Source organism: Maribacter algarum (ex Zhang et al. 2020), from assembly GCF_005885635.1.
GTDB classification, from domain to species: domain Bacteria; phylum Bacteroidota; class Bacteroidia; order Flavobacteriales; family Flavobacteriaceae; genus Maribacter_C; species Maribacter_C algarum.
On the sequence record NZ_VATY01000004.1, the window covers coordinates 372,340 to 391,054 of the forward strand.

At 37.2% G+C, this 18,715-nt stretch carries 17 protein-coding genes; 16 read left to right on the plus strand and 1 reads right to left on the minus strand.

Annotation, left to right across the window (positions count from 1 at the left end):
* Positions 1 to 101 precede the first annotated feature (101 nt).
* From FEE95_RS18600 to FEE95_RS18620, 5 genes are read left to right on the plus strand one after another with little or no spacing between them, the layout of a single operon-like run.
* On the plus strand, positions 102 to 548 hold the full coding sequence (locus FEE95_RS18600) for a Fur family transcriptional regulator (protein WP_138659528.1): 447 nt from the start codon (positions 102 to 104) through the stop codon (positions 546 to 548).
* A gap of 23 nt (positions 549 to 571) precedes the next feature.
* On the plus strand, positions 572 to 1,843 hold the full coding sequence (locus tag FEE95_RS18605; protein ID WP_138659529.1) for an adenylosuccinate synthase: 1,272 nt from the start codon (positions 572 to 574) through the stop codon (positions 1,841 to 1,843).
* Positions 1,844 to 1,858: 15 nt separating this feature from the next.
* The gene (locus tag FEE95_RS18610) at positions 1,859 to 2,473 is read left to right on the plus strand and encodes a Crp/Fnr family transcriptional regulator (RefSeq protein WP_212748457.1); all 615 of its coding nucleotides are present in this window, start codon (positions 1,859 to 1,861) and stop codon (positions 2,471 to 2,473) included.
* A complete protein-coding gene (locus FEE95_RS18615) occupies positions 2,473 to 3,222 on the plus strand; it encodes a helix-turn-helix domain-containing protein (protein ID WP_138659530.1) in 750 nt (249 codons plus the stop codon). Before FEE95_RS18610 ends, FEE95_RS18615 begins: the two co-directional genes overlap by 1 nt.
* A 27-nt stretch (positions 3,223 to 3,249) precedes the next feature.
* Positions 3,250 to 4,149 carry an alpha/beta fold hydrolase gene (locus FEE95_RS18620; protein ID WP_212748458.1) on the plus strand — a complete coding sequence of 300 codons (900 nt, stop codon included), beginning with the start codon at positions 3,250 to 3,252 and terminating at the stop codon, positions 4,147 to 4,149.
* A 21-nt stretch (positions 4,150 to 4,170) separates the two neighbouring features.
* Here the strand turns inward: FEE95_RS18620 and FEE95_RS18625 are convergent, their stop codons facing one another.
* The gene (locus FEE95_RS18625) at positions 4,171 to 5,166 is read right to left on the minus strand and encodes a bifunctional helix-turn-helix transcriptional regulator/GNAT family N-acetyltransferase (RefSeq protein WP_138659531.1); all 996 of its coding nucleotides are present in this window, start codon (positions 5,164 to 5,166) and stop codon (positions 4,171 to 4,173) included.
* A 106-nt stretch (positions 5,167 to 5,272) separates the two neighbouring features.
* Here FEE95_RS18625 and FEE95_RS18630 point away from each other — a divergent pair, with 106 nt between their 5' ends.
* From FEE95_RS18630 to FEE95_RS18680, 11 genes are all read left to right on the plus strand, one after another.
* On the plus strand, positions 5,273 to 6,154 hold the full coding sequence (locus FEE95_RS18630) for a polysaccharide deacetylase family protein (RefSeq protein ID WP_138659532.1): 882 nt from the start codon (positions 5,273 to 5,275) through the stop codon (positions 6,152 to 6,154).
* A 137-nt stretch (positions 6,155 to 6,291) separates the two neighbouring features.
* The gene (locus FEE95_RS18635) at positions 6,292 to 7,266 is read left to right on the plus strand and encodes an NAD(P)-dependent alcohol dehydrogenase (protein WP_138659533.1); all 975 of its coding nucleotides are present in this window, start codon (positions 6,292 to 6,294) and stop codon (positions 7,264 to 7,266) included.
* Between the two features lies 1 nt (position 7,267).
* Complete coding sequence (locus tag FEE95_RS18640) at positions 7,268 to 7,717, plus strand: GNAT family N-acetyltransferase (protein ID WP_138659534.1); 450 nt, start codon at positions 7,268 to 7,270, stop codon at positions 7,715 to 7,717.
* Positions 7,718 to 7,763: 46 nt separating this feature from the next.
* On the plus strand, positions 7,764 to 9,158 hold the full coding sequence (locus FEE95_RS18645) for a Gfo/Idh/MocA family protein (protein WP_138659535.1): 1,395 nt from the start codon (positions 7,764 to 7,766) through the stop codon (positions 9,156 to 9,158).
* 118 nt (positions 9,159 to 9,276) lie between these two features.
* The gene (locus FEE95_RS18650; protein WP_394347960.1) at positions 9,277 to 11,019 is read left to right on the plus strand and encodes an OstA-like protein; all 1,743 of its coding nucleotides are present in this window, start codon (positions 9,277 to 9,279) and stop codon (positions 11,017 to 11,019) included.
* A gap of 25 nt (positions 11,020 to 11,044) precedes the next feature.
* A complete protein-coding gene (locus FEE95_RS18655; RefSeq protein ID WP_138659536.1) occupies positions 11,045 to 12,226 on the plus strand; it encodes an aspartate aminotransferase family protein in 1,182 nt (393 codons plus the stop codon).
* A 97-nt stretch (positions 12,227 to 12,323) separates the two neighbouring features.
* Complete coding sequence (locus FEE95_RS18660) at positions 12,324 to 13,724, plus strand: tetratricopeptide repeat protein (protein ID WP_138659537.1); 1,401 nt, start codon at positions 12,324 to 12,326, stop codon at positions 13,722 to 13,724.
* Positions 13,725 to 13,749: 25 nt separating this feature from the next.
* Positions 13,750 to 14,664 carry a DUF368 domain-containing protein gene (locus FEE95_RS18665; RefSeq protein ID WP_138659538.1) on the plus strand — a complete coding sequence of 305 codons (915 nt, stop codon included), beginning with the start codon at positions 13,750 to 13,752 and terminating at the stop codon, positions 14,662 to 14,664.
* Between the two features lie 12 nt (positions 14,665 to 14,676).
* Positions 14,677 to 15,696: a DUF368 domain-containing protein gene (locus FEE95_RS18670; protein ID WP_138659539.1), complete on the plus strand. Its 1,020-nt coding sequence runs from the start codon at positions 14,677 to 14,679 to the stop codon at positions 15,694 to 15,696.
* A complete protein-coding gene (locus FEE95_RS18675; RefSeq protein ID WP_138659540.1) occupies positions 15,668 to 16,420 on the plus strand; it encodes a shikimate dehydrogenase family protein in 753 nt (250 codons plus the stop codon). The genes FEE95_RS18670 and FEE95_RS18675 overlap by 29 nt, the downstream gene beginning before the upstream one ends.
* A gap of 166 nt (positions 16,421 to 16,586) precedes the next feature.
* Positions 16,587 to 18,650, plus strand: a complete 2,064-nt coding sequence (locus FEE95_RS18680; protein WP_138659541.1) for a DUF349 domain-containing protein — start codon at positions 16,587 to 16,589, stop codon at positions 18,648 to 18,650.
* The last annotated feature ends 65 nt before the right edge of the window (positions 18,651 to 18,715 follow it).

Below are 18,715 nucleotides of genomic sequence, written 5' to 3' on the forward strand. Positions count from 1 at the left end.
AAAAACCCCTCTTTTGTAAATGTTCACTTTATGTTGATAAAACACCCTTCCACTACTGCAAATTTAGCTGTACATTTGTGAATTGACTAGCACAGTTTGTTATGGCAGCCAACAAAGATCAGGAGATTGTAAAAAACGTTTTCACCACCTTTTTAGAGGAAAACGGACACCGGAAAACACCCGAACGGTATGCCATACTTCAGGAAATTTACGATAGCGATGATCATTTTGATATTGAATCACTCTATATCAATATGAAAAACAAAAATTATCGTGTAAGTCGTGCAACCTTGTACAACACCATAGAACTTTTATTGGACTGTAAATTGGTCAGAAAACATCAATTTGGAAAGAATCAAGCACAATATGAGAAATCATATTTTGATCGCCAACATGATCACGTTATTCTCACTGACACAGGTGAGGTAATGGAATTTTGCGACCCTAGAATACAATCCATAAAAAAGACAATTGAGGAAGTTTTTGATATTAAAATCAATAATCACTCCCTCTACTTTTATGGCACAAAGAACACTGAGGAGAAATAAGAAACCACTAACCAAAAATATTAATGGCAGTAGATTTATTGTTAGGCCTACAATGGGGCGACGAAGGAAAAGGGAAAATTGTTGATGTACTTACCAAAGACTATGATATAATCGCAAGATTTCAAGGAGGTCCAAATGCAGGGCATACCTTAGAATTTGACGGAATAAAACATGTTTTGCATACGATTCCCTCAGGAATTTTCCATAAAAATGCCATGAATGTTGTTGGTAACGGAGTCGTTATAGACCCCGTAATTTTTAAAAAGGAGTTAGATGCACTTCAGAAATTCAATCTGGATATCAATGCTATTCTTTTGATTTCTAGAAAAGCACATTTAATTCTTCCAACACATCGCTTATTGGATGCTGCTTCAGAAGCATCTAAAGGAAAAGCCAAAATCGGTTCAACTTTAAAAGGAATTGGCCCAACATACATGGACAAAACCGGTAGAAACGGAATGCGTATCGGTGATTTGGAATTGGACAATTGGAAGGAAAAATACAGGGCGCTAGCTGATAAGCATGAAGCCATGATTGATTATTACAATGTTGATATTCAATACGACCTTCAAGATTTAGAAACTGAATTTTTTGCTGCTGTTGAAGAATTAAAAGAGTTGACTTTTATCGATAGTGAAGAATACCTTTTTCAAGCTCAAAAAGAAGGAAAGAAAATATTGGCCGAAGGTGCTCAAGGTTCTTTATTGGATATTGATTTTGGAACATACCCATATGTAACATCATCAAATACAACAGCCGCCGGTGCTTGTACTGGTTTAGGTGTTGCACCAAATCAAATTGGCGAAGTTAAGGGAATATTCAAGGCCTATGCTACAAGGGTTGGTAGTGGCCCCTTCCCTACTGAACTTTTTGATGAAGCTGGTGAAACGATGGGTCGCGTTGGCAACGAATTTGGCGCTACCACAGGTCGTCCAAGAAGATGTGGCTGGTTAGACCTGGTAGCTTTAAAGTATGCTGTTCAGGTAAATGGTGTTACTGAATTAAACATGATGAAAGGTGATGTTTTGAGTGGATTCAAAAAACTGAAAGTTTGTACCGCATACAAGTATAAAGGAGAAACTATTACCCATTTACCTTATAATATAGAGCAAGAAAATGTCACGCCCATTTATTCGGAAATGGATGGTTGGTCTGAAGACTTGACAAAGATGAATTCTCAAGATCAATTTCCTGCGGAATTGAATGCATATATTGATTTTTTAGAAAAAGAATTGGAAGTACCTATCAAGATAGTTTCTGTAGGTCCGGACAGAACCCAAACGATTCATCGATAGTAATCAAAAAATCACATGGCAAACCAGCCGAACAACATAGAACATATTGATTCGGTTAGAAGTAGTATTCGCAAATGCTTTGCAGACCTCGGGTCTTTTGACGAAGCGGATATTGATGCAGCCGTAGAGCTTATTACTATTAAAGCGTATAAGAAAGGGGAACATTTATTACGGGAAGGAGAAGTATCCGCAAAAAGTTATTCCATTGTATCTGGTTGTGTGAGGCAATATTACTTAGTAGACGGAGAGGAGAAAACCACTTTTTTCTACACCGAAGGTCAATCAATATTTTCGCCGAATAGTTCTTCTGAAAGGATTCCCGCTAAGTATTATTTATCGTGTGTGGAGTATACTACACTTTCAATTATGTCCTTAGAAAACCAAAAAGAAATGTATAAGAGATTCCCTATGTTAGAATCTATGAGCAGGATGTCTTTGCAAGAGGAATTGAACAACTATCAAGAAATGCTGGCAACCTATATTACTACCAATCCTGAGGAACGTTATCTGAACCTATTAAAGTTTAGACCTGAACTATTAAATAGAGTTCCACAATACCAATTGGCCAGCTATCTAGGAGTTACCCCAGAGTCTCTTAGCAGAATCCGAAAACGAATTTTCATCAAATAATGAACTATTGGCAGCAAGTTCCTGATTTAAAATTAAAAGGCCTTGTACGCTGCTATTGGAGTTTAGATAATGATAGTTCACAAAACTTGAACTTCACCATCCTCCCCGATGGGTTTTTCGACTTAATTGTCAGATATAGTAATTATAAGTTTGAGAGTATTTCACTAACTGGACTCTATACCAAAGAAGTAGATGTCCAAATAAGACAAAATACTCAGCTTTTTGGAATTCAATTTAAGTTGGCAGCGGCAGAAACAATATTTCAACAAAGCATTGCCCAATTGCTGAACGATGAAAAACTACTTAAGAACGTAATTTGGGATTTCAATAATTTATCTTTTGAAGAAACTATTTCTCAAACTGAAAGACTAAATAACCTAATATCTGATATAGCGGAGGAGAATTATTCTTACGATATAAGAAAACAACGTTTGTTTCAAATCTTAAATCAAACGAAAGGGAATCAAAGTATCAAGGATATAGCCCAAGATGTATTTTGGTCCTCCAGGCAAATCAATCGATATTTTAAAAGAACATTCGGAGTACCCCTTAAAGTTTATTGCAATATTCTTCGTTGCTCCGCATCTTATAAGGATATAAAAAAAGGAGAATTATACTCCAACCAAAATTACTTCGACAGATCTCATTTTAACAAGGAGATTAAAAAACATACGAATCATACACCAAAGAATCTTTTAAAAAACGAAAACGACCGATTTTTACAAATATCTATCATACCTAAAAAGTAACTTGCAGTATTTAAAATAATACTCAAAATGATGGATAAAGAAGTACTTCATTGGAGGGAAAAAGGTGATACCTTAAGCATAAACAAGCATGAAATTTTCTACTTAACCGAAGGAACAGGACCAAATCTATTGATTCTTCATGGTTACCCGTTCAATACCTTCGAATGGAAATTCGTATGGAATGAATTAGTAAAACAATTTACGGTCACGGCCTTCGATTATTTGGGAATGGGGTTTTCAGATAAACCAATAAATCACGTCTATAGTTTTCATGAACATTGCGAAATGGTTAATGGGTTAATGTCACGCCTGAACATTGGCAAGACTCATATTCTATCGCATGATTTAGGGGTAAGTATCGCACAAGAATTACTGGCTCGAGATTTATCTAAAAGGAATAGCTTTGAAATTCAGTCTTTAGTTTATGCAAACGGAGGGCTATTCATGGACAGTTACAAACCTCGTCTAATACAAAGATTGCTATCGCAATCTCCCAAATTCATAGGAAAAACTCTAAGTAAGCTCCTGACCAAAAAGAAGCTTGAAAACTCGATAAAATCTGTTTTTGGTCCAAATACCCAACCAACTGATATACTTGTAGACCAATTCTGGGAGATATTGAATTACAAAGATGGAAAATCAATTGCCTACTTAATTGGAAGACTGGTTTTTGATAAAATGAATCACCAAGAAAAATGGATTGAAGCTATGCAGAAAACCGAGGTGCCCATGTGTTTTATAAATGGGCCTTACGATCCAAATTCCGGAATTCATATGGCCAACAGATATAAAGAGTTAATCCCAAAACCCAATGTTCAATTATTGTCAGATAAAATAGGACATTGGCCTCAAATTGAAGATCCTAAAGGATTTTTGAAACTATACTTTGAATTTATGGAGCAATTTGGTCAAGAATTTATTCATTAGGCTTTCAAATGACATTTTTAATTAGGAGACCTCTAATCGAAACCCAAAAACAGGGAGTTCTCCTTGCATAAAATCTAAGTCTTCTGCCCTTTGAAACCCAAGATCCTCGTACATTGTCCAAGCAATTTTCATAGCCTTCGTAGTATGAATGACCAATTTTTTATATTTCCCTTTTCGTCCTTTTTCAATGCAAGCATTCGTAAGCATTTTACCCAGGCCTTGCCCTCTGAGTTTACTATCGACTGCAAGTAAGCGAAATCCACATGCTTCCAATTCCTTAGTGGCGCTTCCACCAGAACCATAATCTTTCATGTCATTAAAAAAGACTACTGCTCCTCCAATTTTTTCCTGTTTGGAAATCGCAACTAGAATTTCAATGCCCTTGGTTTTAGTAAGTTCACCTACATTACTTAACATTTTATAGTATTCTGGTTGCTCGTCTTTATCAGGAAAGCCTTTTAAGCTGGAGTAAACATCAACCATTATATCGCCAATTTCTTTAAATTCGTTTGGTTTGGCATTTCTAACTGAATAATTGAAATACTTTTGTAACACTCGTTTATCAAGTGGTTCCTCTTCCAACCTGACATTGACCTCTTTCATAAGTTCCATTAAAAGAATATCTGAAATCTCGAAAATACTCTTTAACTCGTCTGAAAATAATAACCAAACAGGTTCTAGCACATCTAAAAGTTCGAATCCTTTTGTAGATAGGCTAATTAACTTTGAGCGGCCATCTCCCGGATTGGATTTTATTTGCACCAAACCTTTCTTTAATAATTCCTTAATCACGTTATTAACGGTTATGTGAGAAAATGAAATTTGATTTGTAATTTCCATTATGGTTAAGGAGCGTTTTGATTTAGCCAAAACATGGTAAATAGGAAACCAACTTGATTTGAAATCAATTCCTGCTTGTGAATAGACCTTATCACCTGCAACCTGAAGTTTTTCATAAATTCTTCGGAGTTGTGAACCACTGGATAGATATCCTAAATCGTTTAAATAATCAGACATAATAAATATATATAAAATATGTGTTATAAATATATGTAATATCTTTTATATTTTTAAAATGGTATGTAATTTTAATTAACTTTCTAATCTAAAAACACAAGGAGATATGGAATCGAAAAAATGCGCTCAACAAAATATTCGTGCTCATGCACCTGCCCCAAGGTTCAGAAAATGGAATGCGATTTGGTCAAAGACTTCTTTTTTGTTCTTGTTCGTAATTATATCGGCCTGTGCGCAAAATCAAGATGAATTTAAATGGCCTAATGGTGTGCAGGCTGCCATATGTTTAACTTACGACGACGGTTTGCCAAGTCACATACAGACAGCTGCTCCTATGCTGGATAGATATAATTTTAAAGGAACTTTTTATCCAACACTTTCTTCGGAATCCCTTTATATGAACATGGACGAATGGAAAGCACTAACAGCAAATGGTCATGAGCTCGGTAACCACTCGGTCTACCACCCATGTAGTAAATCAGATGTCGGCATGGAATGGGTGGCAGACTATCATGACCTTGACAGCTATACGCATGATCAAATCGTTGAAGAACTGAAACTTGCCAATAGTTTCTTACTTGCCATGGATGGTTTAAAAGAAAGAACTTTTGCCTATCCTTGTGCACACACCGCAGCCGGAGGAGAAACGTACAAAGACCATGTTTCACAGGATTTCTCGGCAGCTAGAGGTAGTTCTGAAAAGCAATCTAATCTGGTAAGTCCTTTAGAGATTGACTTGTTCGATGTCCCTTCTTGGGCACCCAATCAACATGATGGAAAGGCGCTCATAGACTATGTTGACAAAATTATTAAGAACAAAACCCTTAGTACCCTAACCTTCCATGGGATAGGTGCGGAACATATGAGGGTTTCCAAGAAAGCACATGAAGAATTGTTAATGTATCTAGATGAAAATCGTGATAAAATTTGGGTAGCAACCTTTAAGGAGGCGACGGATTACCTGAATTCAAAAAGAGCCAAAAAATAGCCTAAAGACCAAATCCCATAATAAGTTCAAGAGTCTGCTTTTCGGGTATTTATGAATCTTAAATAGAATAGTAACTTAACTAAAGTCAATTCTTTTGATCCCAGCGATTAATAATTTCGTATTTTAAAATGGTAATCATGAAAGCAGTCACCAGAACTAAATACGGTCCGCCTGAGGTTTTAGAGGTTAAGGAAATACTTAAGCCCCAACCTGAAGAAAATGAACTTTTGATTCGAGTTCATGCTACTACAGTGAATAGAACTGATTGTGGCATTTTAACAGGAAAACCTTACCTAATTCGTGCCTTTGTCGGATTGACAAAACCAAGGCATTTAGTGCCAGGTACCGATTTTGCAGGCCAGGTTGAAGCTATTGGGTCAGATGTTACTGCTTTTCAAATTGGTGATCGTGTATGGGGGCTTCATGATGAAGGTTTGGAATCTCAGGCAGAGTACATGACAATTGGCGATAACAAAGCTGTGGTAAAAATCCCGGAGAATATTAGTTACCAAGAAGTTGTGGCTTGTGCTGAAGGGGCCCATTATGCCAATAATTTTATAAATAAAGTTAAAATAGATTCTAGCACCAAAGTACTTGTGAACGGCGCAACAGGGGCCATTGGATCGGCCGCGGTTCAACTTTTGAAGTATCATGGGGCAAAAGTTACCGCTGTAGGGAATACTAAAAACATGAATTTAGTACAATCATTAGGTTCAGACAAAACCATTGATTATCAGAAAGAAGATTTCACCAAAGATGATGAAAAATATCATTTTGTTTTTGATGCGGTTGGTAAAAGTTCGTTCCCAGAGTGCAAGCATTTGTTATTACCGAAAGGAGTTTATATTTCCTCGGAATTAGGACCTAATGCCCAAAACCTCTACCTCCCTTTGACTACTAAAATAAAAGGTGGAAAAAGGGTTATCTTTCCTTTACCGGTTAACTGTAAAAAAAGTATCCTTTTTATGTCAAAATTATTATCGGAAGGAAAGTTTAAACCTGTTATTGACAGGGTTTATCAACCAGAACAGATAGTTGAAGCATATAATTATGTGGCATCGGGACAGAAAACTGGAAATGTAATTATTAATTTTAGTCCTTTGAAGGACTAAAATGATTCAAGAGCTAAATCATAAAGATGTACTTGTCGCACGAAAAATTAGAAGCCTTTTTCAGGTGTCATATGCAGTTGAAGCTGATTTACTAAATGCAATCGATTTTCCTCCATTGAAAAGAAGTTTAGCAAATTTTTTGAAAAGTAGTACAGGTTTTTATGGGTATTTTGAAAATAATGAACTGGCCGCAGTTGCAGAAATTGAGAACAAAAACAACAACACTCATATTCAAAGTTTAGTGGTTGACCCATATTATTTTCGCCAAGGAATTGGCAAAAAACTAGTTGCCTTCGTTTTTGATACCTACAACACCCCTACCTTTTCGGTAGAAACCGGACTTACAAACCTTCCTGCTATAGCACTATACAAAAAATTCGGATTTATAGAAATCAAACAATGGGAAACAAATCACGGTATTCGAAAAGTCCGTTTTGAAAAACGAACATAACTTGATGTGCACGTGCACAGATTGACTTTTTTCGCTAAATTGTAGTATGAAAAATATCAACCGAAGAAATTTCCTCAGAAAAACATCATTAGCGGGTGCGGCCATATCGGTGAACCCCATGCTAGCAAATAGTCCTTTAAGTTCCGAAAGGCCTCTAGCTCACACTTATATGGGTGGGTTTGCTGCTCCAAAACTAGAAACAGTCCGTGCAGCATTTATAGGTGTAGGTGCTAGAGGGCCTGGACACATGAAATTTTTTGCTGAATTACCTGGCACCGAAGTAGTAGCAATCTGTGATTTATACGAGGATTTAGCCAAAAAATGGGGTGAAGAAGCGAAAAAAATAGGAGGCGGAAAACGACACAAAAATGTTGCGTTGTACTACGGTGATGAAAACAAATGGAGAACGATGCTTAAGGAGGTGAAGCCAGATGTCGTGTTTGTGGTTACCAATTGGAAAAACCATGCGCCGATGTGCATTGAAGCTATGAAAATGGGAGCACATGCATTTAGCGAAGTACCAATTGCATTGACTTTAGAAGAAATGTGGAATATTGTTGACACTTCGGAGGCCACTGGAAAGCATTGTATGATGATGGAAAACGTTAACTATGCAAGAGAAGAACTAATGTATCTGAATATGTGCCGCCTAGGAGTAATCGGTGAGCCTTTACATGCGGAAGCCGCTTATATTCACGAATTGCGTTTTCAAATGGAAGAACAAGAACGAGGAACTGGTTCTTGGAGAACCCCACATTACGCAAATAGAAATGGAAATCTGTATCCAACTCACGGTCTTGGTCCAGTTGCGCAATACATGAATTTAGCACGTACGGAAGACAATTTTAGTAGTCTGGTGTCTTTCTCTACTCCAGCTGTAGGCAGAAAACTCTATGCCGAAAAGAACTATACAGCCGAACATAAATGGAATAAATTAGATTATAAAGGAGGAGACTTAAACACGACCATCATCAAAACCGCGCTTGGCAGAACGGTTATGGTGCAGTGGGATGAAACTAGCCCGAGACCTTATACCCGCCATAATCTGATTCAAGGTACTAAAGGAATACTTGCTGGGTTCCCAACACGAGTTGCTTTGGAAGGTGGTGTCGAAGGAGTGACCAAAGATCATCACAGCTGGGTAGAGGGGGATAAACTGGAAGTTTTGTATGAAAAATACGATCATCCTTTATACAAAAGGTTGAACGAAGCGGCCAAAGGAAGTGGACATGGAGGTATGGATGGCCTTATGATGTATCGTATTGTAGAGTGCTTACAAAAAGGGCTTCCGTTAGATCAGAACGTTTATGAAGGGTGCCACTGGAGTGCTGTTAGTCCGCTTAGTGAAGCTTCTGTTGCGCAAGGTGGTGCACCCCAAGCATTTCCTGACTTTACAAGAGGCAAATGGAAAGACACGGCTCCTTTGCAGATTGTATCATAGTATCATCAATTCAATTAAAATATAAAAGCCACCGTTGGGTGGCTTTCTGTATTAAATCTATCCTAATTCGAATCGAGCTGAGTTAAAAAATCCTATTTTTGGGCAAAATTCAAGACTGTTGAAAAAATCGTTTTTACTGATACTCCTTTCTTTTTGCACATTCGCGGGATTCTCTCAAACCGCTGTGCAAGAAACAAAAAACGACACTACTGAAAGTAAATACATTAATCTAGTTTACGGAGCCAACTTGGTCAAGGATGAAATACAGTTTCCGGGTGCGGTAATTTGGAGTAAAGACACCAGACAAGTACAATTCGAACATCAAGGTGCCGATCTCTGGTGTGATGTCGCGGTTTTCTATCAAAAAGAGAATAGACTAAAAGCAATTGGAAACATAAGGTTGAAACAAGGTGACTCAGTTTTAATGACGAGTGGTAAGATGGACTACGACGGCAATACAAAGTTTGCAAAAGCCTACGAAAGTGTTGTGTTGCGTAGTGAAACATCAGAGGGTGGGGATATGACCTTGACTACAGATACCCTTCGCTTTGATCGGGAAAAACAACAAGCCTTTTATCAAGATTTTGGTACTGTGGTAGATTCAGCAAACACCCTAACAAGTGAAATTGGCAGATACTTTATGGATATCAAGAAATATCAGTTTCTGGATAGCGTTCATATTAAGAATCCACAGTACATTTTAGACTCAGAACGGTTAGATTATTATACTTCTTCCAAGAACGCATACATGTATGGACCTTCAACTATAACAGGGGAGACCTATAAAATTTATTGCGAACGCGGATTCTATGACACGAAAATTGAGAGTGGCTATGGAATCAAGAATACCCGAATCGATTATAACAATCGTATTATTAAGGGTGATAGTGTCTATTTTAATAAAGCATCTGAATTTGCTTCTTCCACCAACAACATAACGGTTACCGATACCATAAACAATACGGTCACTAAGGCGCACTACGCAGAAGTGTTTAAGGCAAAAGATTCAGTTTTTGCTACAAAAAGAGCAGTAGCCATCAGCTTGGTAGAACAAGATTCATTATACGTTCACGGAGATACATTAATGGTAACAGGGCCTCCTGATAATCGAATTGTCAGAGCTTTCAGGAACGCAAAGTTCTTCAAAACCGACATGAGCGGAAAATGCGATTCTATTCATTCTGCGGAAAAAACCGGACTTATTCAGTTGGTTAGAAATCCCGTTTTATGGAATGGTGAAAATCAAATGACAGGAGATAGCATTCATATTATATCAAATGTAAAAACGGAGCAGCTGGATTCTCTAAAAGTTTTGGAAAACGCTTTTATCGTATCCTTGGATAGCATAAGTAAAACAGGTTACAATCAAGCCAAAGGTGTAAATCTGTATGGCAAATTCAAGGAAAATGAATTGAAGATTATCGACCTTGTAAAGAATACTGAAGTTATCTATTACATGTACAACGATGACCAAGAGCTAATAGGCATTAATAAAACCATCTGTAGTTCGATTCGAATTACCATGGCCAATAATGATGTAGAAGATTTGACTTTTCGTCGAGATCCAGATGGTGATATTTTTCCTGATAAAGACCTTCCTCTGGACAGCAGAAAATTAAAAGGCTTCATTTGGCGAGGTGATGAACGGATTCTAACCAAGGATGATATTTTTGATGAAGATGACAACAATATCGAGCTTATTGTAATCCGGGGTATAGAAAATCCGATTGATATTGATGCGGAGGAAGAGGAACGCGGTCAAAATCCGAATGACCCAATAAATAACATTCCAATTCCTGAAGACGAATCTACGGAGCCTAATAAACGCCCAAAGGTCAAGAAAGTTAAAGCGAGTCAATAAACCAATTCTAAGGTCTTTGGATATTATGAAAGAAGACTTCCTAAAATACCAAGCACAAACTACTCCGCATCCATTAGCTATTGAAGTTTCGCATGCTAGGGGCAATTATATCTATGACACTTCCGGCAATGCCCATTTGGATTTTGTTGCTGGGGTATCTGCTTGCAGTTTAGGGCACTGTCATCCAAAGGTAGTTGAGGCGATTCAGAAACAGTCTGAAGCCTACATGCATGTTATGGTATATGGGGAATATATTCAACAACCCGCAGTTAAATACACGAAACTTTTGTCCTCGGTCCTACCCGATTCCTTGGAAACGACATATCTCGTAAATTCTGGAACCGAGGCTATCGAGGGTGCTATGAAATTAGCAAGACGCCATACCGGAAAAAGTGAAATCATAGCTGCCCATCATGCCTATCATGGCAATACAATGGGAAGTATGAGTATCATGGGATACGAAGAACGCAAAAGTGCTTTTCGACCCTTGATTCCCGATGTTTCTTTTATTCATTTCAACGCGGATATTGAACTTTCAAAAATTACAAAAAAGACCGCAGCAGTTGTTTTAGAGACCATACAAGGAGGAGCAGGCTTTATAGTTCCACGGAATAATTATCTTCAAAAGGTTAGAGAAAGATGTACCGAAGTTGGTGCATTGCTAATTTTAGATGAAATCCAGCCTGGTTTCGGTCGAACCGGAAAGCTATTTGCTTTTGAACATTACAATTGTGTTCCAGATATCTTGGTGATGGGGAAAGGCATGGCATCTGGACTTCCAGTCGGGGCGTTTACCACATCCAAGGAACTAATGGCAAGTTTACAAGATAGTCCGAAATTAGGTCATATTACTACTTTTGGTGGGAATCCAGTAATAGCAGCAGCCGGTTTAGCCACATTACAAGAACTAACGGAGACTAATTTAATTCCTGAAACCCTAGAAAAGGAAAAACTATTTAGAAGACTATTACAACATCCTGCAATTGAAGAAATAAGGGGAAAAGGTTTAATGCTTGCACTCATTTTGAAAGACCCTGATATGGCTAATAATTTGGTCCTAGAAAGTGCAAAAAACCAACTCATTCTTTTCTGGTTGTTATTCGAACCAAAAGCGGTTCGCATATCCCCTCCCCTTACCATATCTAATGGTGAAATTGAAAAAGGCAGTCAGATAATTTTACAAATACTTGACAGATACATGCAATAAGCTGTTAACTAATTTGTTAATAATATAGCATTGGTCACGACTTAATCGTACCCTCAAACCCTTACTTTTAAATCCATAGAATAACCAAATCGTTCGTATGGCGTTACACTCTGACGAAAGACCTGGCAGGCCCATTGCCAAATTTGAATCCATGCTCAAGACAGATGATGTCTATTTCTTTGACGCAGAGGATTTTGAAGATATCATTCACCATTATTTGAACAACGGTAAGGTAGCTTTGGCCAAAAAAGCTATTAAAATTGGCCTGCAGCAGCACCCGGATTCCATACAACTAAAACTACTTGATATTGAAGTTTTAGTTTTCCAAAACAACCTTGATGAGGCGGAACTATTGTTAGACAAACTACAACTTTTAGATAGTAGCAACGAAGAAATCTATATCCAACGGGCCAATATATATTCGAAAAAGGATAATCATGAAGCAGCCATCAACCTGCTTTACAAAGCTTTAGAACTTTCAAATAACGGTTACGATATCCATTCTCTTTTAGGAATGGAGTATCTTTTCATGGATGATTTCAAAATGGCACAGAAAAGTTTTATGAAGTGCGTCGAAATAGATGATCACGACTACTCATCACTTTATAATGTTATTTACTGCTTTGAATTTTTAGAAAATTTCGATGGAGCTATTCATTACCTGAATGAATATCTAGATCGAAACCCGTATTGCGAAGTTGCTTGGCATCAATTGGGAAAACAATATTTTGAAAAAAAGATGTATCCAGAAGCGTTGACCGCTTTCGATTTTGCAATTATTTCTGACGATACCTTTATGGGCGCCTATTTTGAAAAAGGCAAGGTATTGGAAAGAATGGGTAAATATCTCGAAGCTATTGAGAACTATGAGACCACTATCGAAATAGAAGACCCAACTTCGCATGCTTATCTTCGAATTGGTAAATGTTACGAAAGGTTGAGAAATCATGACATGGCCAAGTTTTATTATTACCAAACGGTTCATGAAGACCCACTTTTGGACAAAGGCTGGTTGGCCATTACAGATTACTACTATAAAAGAAGAAAGTACGACAAAGCATTCTACTACATCAACAAAGCCCTGAACATCGATGGGGAAAATCCATCGTACTGGAAAAAATGTGCAAAGATCAATACCGCACTTAAAAAGTATGACCAGGCAGATTATGCATATAAGCAAGCAGTAGACTTAGGTAATTACGAACTTACTACATGGCTAAAGTGGGCCGAAGTTTCTCAGTTAAATGGTGATATCAATTCGGCAATTGAAATCTTAGCGCAGGGTCGAGAGTTCTTCCCTGAAAGTGCCCGATTACAATACAAAATGGCTGGATTTCAATTACTAGCCAATGATAAAATAAATGCCCGTATTACACTCATCGACGCATTGAAAAATGATATCGAAAAGCTATTCTTGTTCGAAGAGGAATTCCCCCAGTTCGCAGACACAGATTGGACATTGAACATAATTGCGGATATAAAAAGGGCTTCCAGATAAAAGAAGTATTTTTGGCTTTTGTCTTATGGAAAACCGCAGCTTACTACAATACATATTCATAGCACTAAAAGGAATGGCAATGGGAATTGCTGAATTGGTTCCTGGAGTATCAGGAGGTACTATTGCGTTTGTAGCCGGTATTTATGAAGAATTCATTTCTTCAATAAATAATGTTAGTTTTTCTACATTCAAAACCTTAAGAAAGGAAGGTTTCAAAGCTTTTTGGACTAAATTAAATGGAAACTTTTTGCTCGCACTTTTGGTGGGAATGGCAATCAGCATAGTTTCCTTTTCAAAATTAATTTCATGGCTGCTTGATAATCATCCGATACCCGTGTGGTCTTTCTTCTTCGGACTTGTATTAGCTAGTGTTATTTTTGTAGCGAAAGCCATACGAAAATGGAATTTTCTAACTATTGCTTTGTTTATTACAGGAACAGTTGCTGCATATTATATAACAACCCTTCCTCCATCTGCTAACACAGACAGTCTTCCATTTCTTTTCCTGTCCGGTGCAATAGCAATATGTGCGATGGTATTACCCGGTATATCTGGTTCTTTTATATTGGTCTTGCTAGGCTCTTACAAAACTATTTTAGATGCTGTGAACGAGAAAGATTTAAAAATCGTGATGACAGTTGGGTTAGGCACCATATTTGGAATTTTAAGTTTTGCCAGACTTTTGAAATGGTTGTTTGCTAACTATAAAGATATAACCCTAGCAGTACTTACTGGTTTCATTTTAGGCTCTCTAAATAAAATATGGCCTTGGAAGAAAGTACTAGAGGTAATCAAGATTGGAAAAAAAGAAATCATAATCGATAAGAACGTCTCACCATTTATCTTCGAAGGAGATAACCAATTATTATTCGCCATACTACTCGCCATCGTCGGTTTTTCTCTTATTTTTATACTTGAAAAAGTAGCCTCAAAGGAATAAGCGCGCTCCCTTATGAACGAAACACGGTCAATTGTAGACAAGTTTTTTTTAGTAGTAAAAGGCCTTTGTATGGGTGCAGCCAATAAGGTGCCTGGAGTCTCTGGAGGTATCGTCGCCTTCGTTGGAGGTTTCTATGAAGAGTTCATCAATTCACTTCAAAAAATAAATGGGAAGGCTTTCAAGCTTCTTTTCAGTGGCCGGTTTAAAAGCTTTTATCGCTATGTAAACGGGACTTTCCTATCGCTCTTGATTTTCGGAATGCTTGTGAGCTATTTTAGTGTTTCCAAGGTTCTCGATTACTTTTTAGAACGTAATGAACTCTTTGTTTGGGCGGCTTTCTTCGGAATGATTTTAGGTTCTATATATTACATCGCAAAGGACTTTAACCATTGGAGCAAGCGCACAATAACTGCAGGCATTATCGGTTTGATTGTGGGTATTTCTATTAGTTTTTTGAGTCCTGCAAAGGAAAATGACAATCTATTATTCATCTTTCTTTGTGGAATGATAAGCGTTTCAGGTATGACACTGCCGGGTTTATCAGGCTCATTCATTCTTATACTTTTGGGAAATTATGTACTGCTACTGGTAGATTCGGTAAACGCGCTTTATGATACCGGTGCCGAAATTGTTCGCGGAGATTTTAGCTTCACTGAGAATAGCGCACGCTTAAGCACCTTAAAAATATTGGCTGTATTTACAACAGGTTCCGCAGTAGGCTTGGTGAGCCTTTCGCATCTTTTGAGCTATGTTCTTAAGAATTATAAACACATTACGACTGCTGTTATTATTGGCTTCATTACTGGTTCCCTTGGTGTTGTCTGGCCATGGAAAAAAACCATTTATAAGACGGATACTTACGGTGAAGTTCTTTTTGCATCAAATGGAAAAGAGATTATAAGTAACTATGAAAGGTACTTTCCTGACTTCTCAAGTTCAGAAACTTGGTGGGCTTTATTTTTTGTTTTGGTCGGTATAAGCATTTTATTGGGATTAGATTGGTATGGAAAAAAAAGAAGACAAACAGTTTAAATTTGGATTAGTTGGAAAGGATATTTCCTATTCATTTTCCAGGGGATATTTTGCGGAAAAATTTAAGCAGCTAGGTCTTGACAATCATTCCTATGTAAATTTCGACCTCCCAAATATTGAAGTCTTTGAAGGACTACTTGCAGACCATCCCGAAGTCAAAGGTCTTAATGTGACCATTCCATATAAAGAGTCCATTATTCCCTTTTTAACTGAGTTGGATTCAAATGCAGAAAAGATTGGTGCTGTAAACACAATTAAAGTAGTTAAGAATGGGCTAATAGGCTACAATACAGATTTCTACGGATTTCAAAAATCCATTGAACCTTTTTTACAAAAGCACCATAAAAAAGCCCTTATTCTTGGTACAGGAGGAGCTTCAAAAGCAATTGCTTTCGTCTTTGAAGAATTAGATATCGCCTACAAATTCGTTTCCAGACTTCCAGATGAAAATCAACTTTCCTATCAAGACCTTGATAAGGCTATTTTAGAAGAGTTTACCATTTTAGTAAACTGTACGCCATTAGGTACACATCCTAATGTAGAGCAAAAACCAAGTATTCCGTATCACTACCTCAAAGAAGAACATTTACTTTTTGATTTGATTTACAATCCTATTAAAACAGCTTTTTTAAGCAATGGGGAATCCCGAGGGGCTTCTATCTGTAATGGTCTTCGCATGCTTGAATTACAAGCCGAAAAAGCTTGGGAGATTTGGAACCAATAATAAGCATTTTTAATTGTTATGATATGCTATACTAATTCTTAGTATGTGCTCGATAACACCTTAATTTACTGATACTGAATTAAAAGAAGTCCATTAGATTTTTTGCCATTAGCTCTGTTGTCACTATCTTACATTAGCATTTTTTTGCGCAACCAAATTATTTCGAATGCCTGAGGAGAAAGAACAAGAACTACAAGAATCCGTAGTAGAGAATGTAGAAGTAAAAGCAACCGAAAAGCCCCCTATAGAAGGTGGGGAGTTTACCGAAGTACCCAAAGATGAAGTAGTGCTCAACCTCGAAAACTCAAAAGAAAAACAAAAGGAAGAAAAGGCGGTAGAGGAAGAAAGTGCTCCTGAAAATGATACTTCAACGGAAGATAAAGTAGTAGAAGAGATTGACCAAAGCAATGCTGAAGATGCTGAGGATACTGACAATCATCATAGACACCATATCCCAATCTTAGATTACCATTCGATGTCTATTGAAAACTTGACAGGCGAGCTCCAAAGACTTGTGAAAAATGAAAAGGTACAGGCAATAAAAAAGCATGTTGATGGTATAAAGCATGAATTTGATTTAAAGTTTCAAGAGTTTATAGATCATAAAAAGGAAGATTTCATAGCCAATGGCGGTAATGAGATTGATTTTAGATACAACTCGGTAACAAAAAAACAATTTAACGAAGTCTACTCTGAGTATCGAGAAAATCGAAATCAGTATTACAGAAATCTAGAAAAAAGCCTCAAAGAGAATTTAGCAAAACGTCTTGAACTTATTGAACAGTTGAAAGGTCTTATTAATGTTGAAGAGGATATTAATACAACCTACAAGAATTTTAAGAACTTACAGGAACAATGGCGTAATGCGGGGCCTATTCCAAGAACGGACTACAACAACGTTTGGAAGACCTATCACCATCACATTGAGATATTCTATGATTTTCTCCATATCAACAGAGAGCTTAGAGATTTAGACTTCAAACATAATCTTGAAGAGAAACAAAAGCTGGTTGTGAAGGCCGAAGCCCTTGCCCATGAACCAGACTTAGGGAAAGCGTTTCGAGAGCTACAAACGCTTCATAAAATTTGGAAAGAAGACATCGGTCCTGTTGGTAAAGAACATCGAGAACAAATCTGGGAGCTTTTTAGTGCCGCGACAAAAGTGTTACACCAAAGAAGACAAGAGTATTACAAAGATTTAGACAAAGCATACGAGGAAAACTTAGTAAAAAAACAGGAAATTATCTCTGCTATAACAGGCATTTCAGAGAATGTTGCTGATAATCATAAAGCCTTGCAGCTTCAAATGAAGCAAATTGAAGAGCATCGAAATGCATTTTTCAAGGCGGGGAAAGTTCCCCAAAAGGTAAATGAAAAGACTTGGGCCGAATTCAAAGAAGCTGTTCGCAAGTTTAATCGAAATAAGAATGCCTTTTACAAGAACTTAAAAAAAGATCAACAAGACAATCTAGATAAGAAAAGAGCCCTATTAGATTTGGCTGTTAGTTTAAAAGACAGTGAAGATTGGGATGTTGCCACCCAAGAAATGAAACGCATTCAGAGCGAATGGAAGAAAATAGGTCATGTACCCCGTAAATATTCTGATAAAATCTGGAAAGAGTTCAAAAGTGCCTGTAATCATTATTTTGATCGCTTACATGCACTCAAAAATGAGGCAAATAAGGAAGAAGCTGAAAATTTCACTAAAAAAGAGGCCTGTCTTGAACGATTGAAAGCATTTCAACTTTCAGGTAAGCGCGAAGAAGATTTATCAACCATAAAAAGTTTTATCGAAGAATGGAAAACCATTGGAAGGGTCCCGTTTAACAAAAAGAACATTACTCAGAAGTTCAATAAAATTCTGGATGCAATTTTTAGAAAATTGGATGTCAGCAGACAGGAGTCGGAGTTACTGAAATACGGAAACAAAATTCAACAACTAGCCAAGGCTGATGACAATAGAGCTATTTCTAATGAGCGAACATTTATCCGAAGAAAAATTGAGGAGAGCAAAACCGAGATTCGACAATTGGAAAATAATCTTCAGTTCTTCTCCAACGCCTCAGAAGACAACCCATTGGTTAAAGATGTTATCAAACGAGTTGAAACACATAAACAATCTCTAGAAACTTGGAAAGCCAAGTTGAAGAATTTAAATATAATGGAGAATAACCGTAATAAAGAAGCTGAGGAAGTGACGGAGGAAAAAGCCAGTTCTGAAGAAGAATAGAATTTGCATTCCCCTAAAATCAAAAAAAGCCTTGTTAAGTAATTACAAGGCTCTTTTATTTACAG

What these genes read in the sequence shown, in the direction of transcription:
- FEE95_RS18615 (WP_138659530.1), top strand. Translation starts at nt 2,473, where the DNA reads ATGAACTATTGGCAGCAAGTTCCTGATTTAAAATTAAAAGGCCTTGTA.
- FEE95_RS18640 (WP_138659534.1), top strand. Translation starts at nt 7,268, where the DNA reads ATGATTCAAGAGCTAAATCATAAAGATGTACTTGTCGCACGAAAAATT.
- FEE95_RS18680 (WP_138659541.1), top strand. Translation starts at nt 16,587, where the DNA reads ATGCCTGAGGAGAAAGAACAAGAACTACAAGAATCCGTAGTAGAGAAT.
- FEE95_RS18635 (WP_138659533.1), top strand. Translation starts at nt 6,292, where the DNA reads ATGAAAGCAGTCACCAGAACTAAATACGGTCCGCCTGAGGTTTTAGAG.
- FEE95_RS18655 (WP_138659536.1), top strand. Translation starts at nt 11,045, where the DNA reads ATGAAAGAAGACTTCCTAAAATACCAAGCACAAACTACTCCGCATCCA.
- FEE95_RS18660 (WP_138659537.1), top strand. Translation starts at nt 12,324, where the DNA reads ATGGCGTTACACTCTGACGAAAGACCTGGCAGGCCCATTGCCAAATTT.
- FEE95_RS18625 (WP_138659531.1), bottom strand. Translation starts at nt 5,166, where the DNA reads ATGTCTGATTATTTAAACGATTTAGGATATCTATCCAGTGGTTCACAA.
- FEE95_RS18620 (WP_212748458.1), top strand. Translation starts at nt 3,250, where the DNA reads ATGATGGATAAAGAAGTACTTCATTGGAGGGAAAAAGGTGATACCTTA.
- FEE95_RS18665 (WP_138659538.1), top strand. Translation starts at nt 13,750, where the DNA reads ATGGAAAACCGCAGCTTACTACAATACATATTCATAGCACTAAAAGGA.
- FEE95_RS18605 (WP_138659529.1), top strand. Translation starts at nt 572, where the DNA reads ATGGCAGTAGATTTATTGTTAGGCCTACAATGGGGCGACGAAGGAAAA.
- FEE95_RS18645 (WP_138659535.1), top strand. Translation starts at nt 7,764, where the DNA reads ATGAAAAATATCAACCGAAGAAATTTCCTCAGAAAAACATCATTAGCG.
- FEE95_RS18670 (WP_138659539.1), top strand. Translation starts at nt 14,677, where the DNA reads ATGAACGAAACACGGTCAATTGTAGACAAGTTTTTTTTAGTAGTAAAA.
- FEE95_RS18675 (WP_138659540.1), top strand. Translation starts at nt 15,668, where the DNA reads ATGGAAAAAAAAGAAGACAAACAGTTTAAATTTGGATTAGTTGGAAAG.
- FEE95_RS18600 (WP_138659528.1), top strand. Translation starts at nt 102, where the DNA reads ATGGCAGCCAACAAAGATCAGGAGATTGTAAAAAACGTTTTCACCACC.
- FEE95_RS18630 (WP_138659532.1), top strand. Translation starts at nt 5,273, where the DNA reads ATGGAATCGAAAAAATGCGCTCAACAAAATATTCGTGCTCATGCACCT.
- FEE95_RS18610 (WP_212748457.1), top strand. Translation starts at nt 1,859, where the DNA reads ATGGCAAACCAGCCGAACAACATAGAACATATTGATTCGGTTAGAAGT.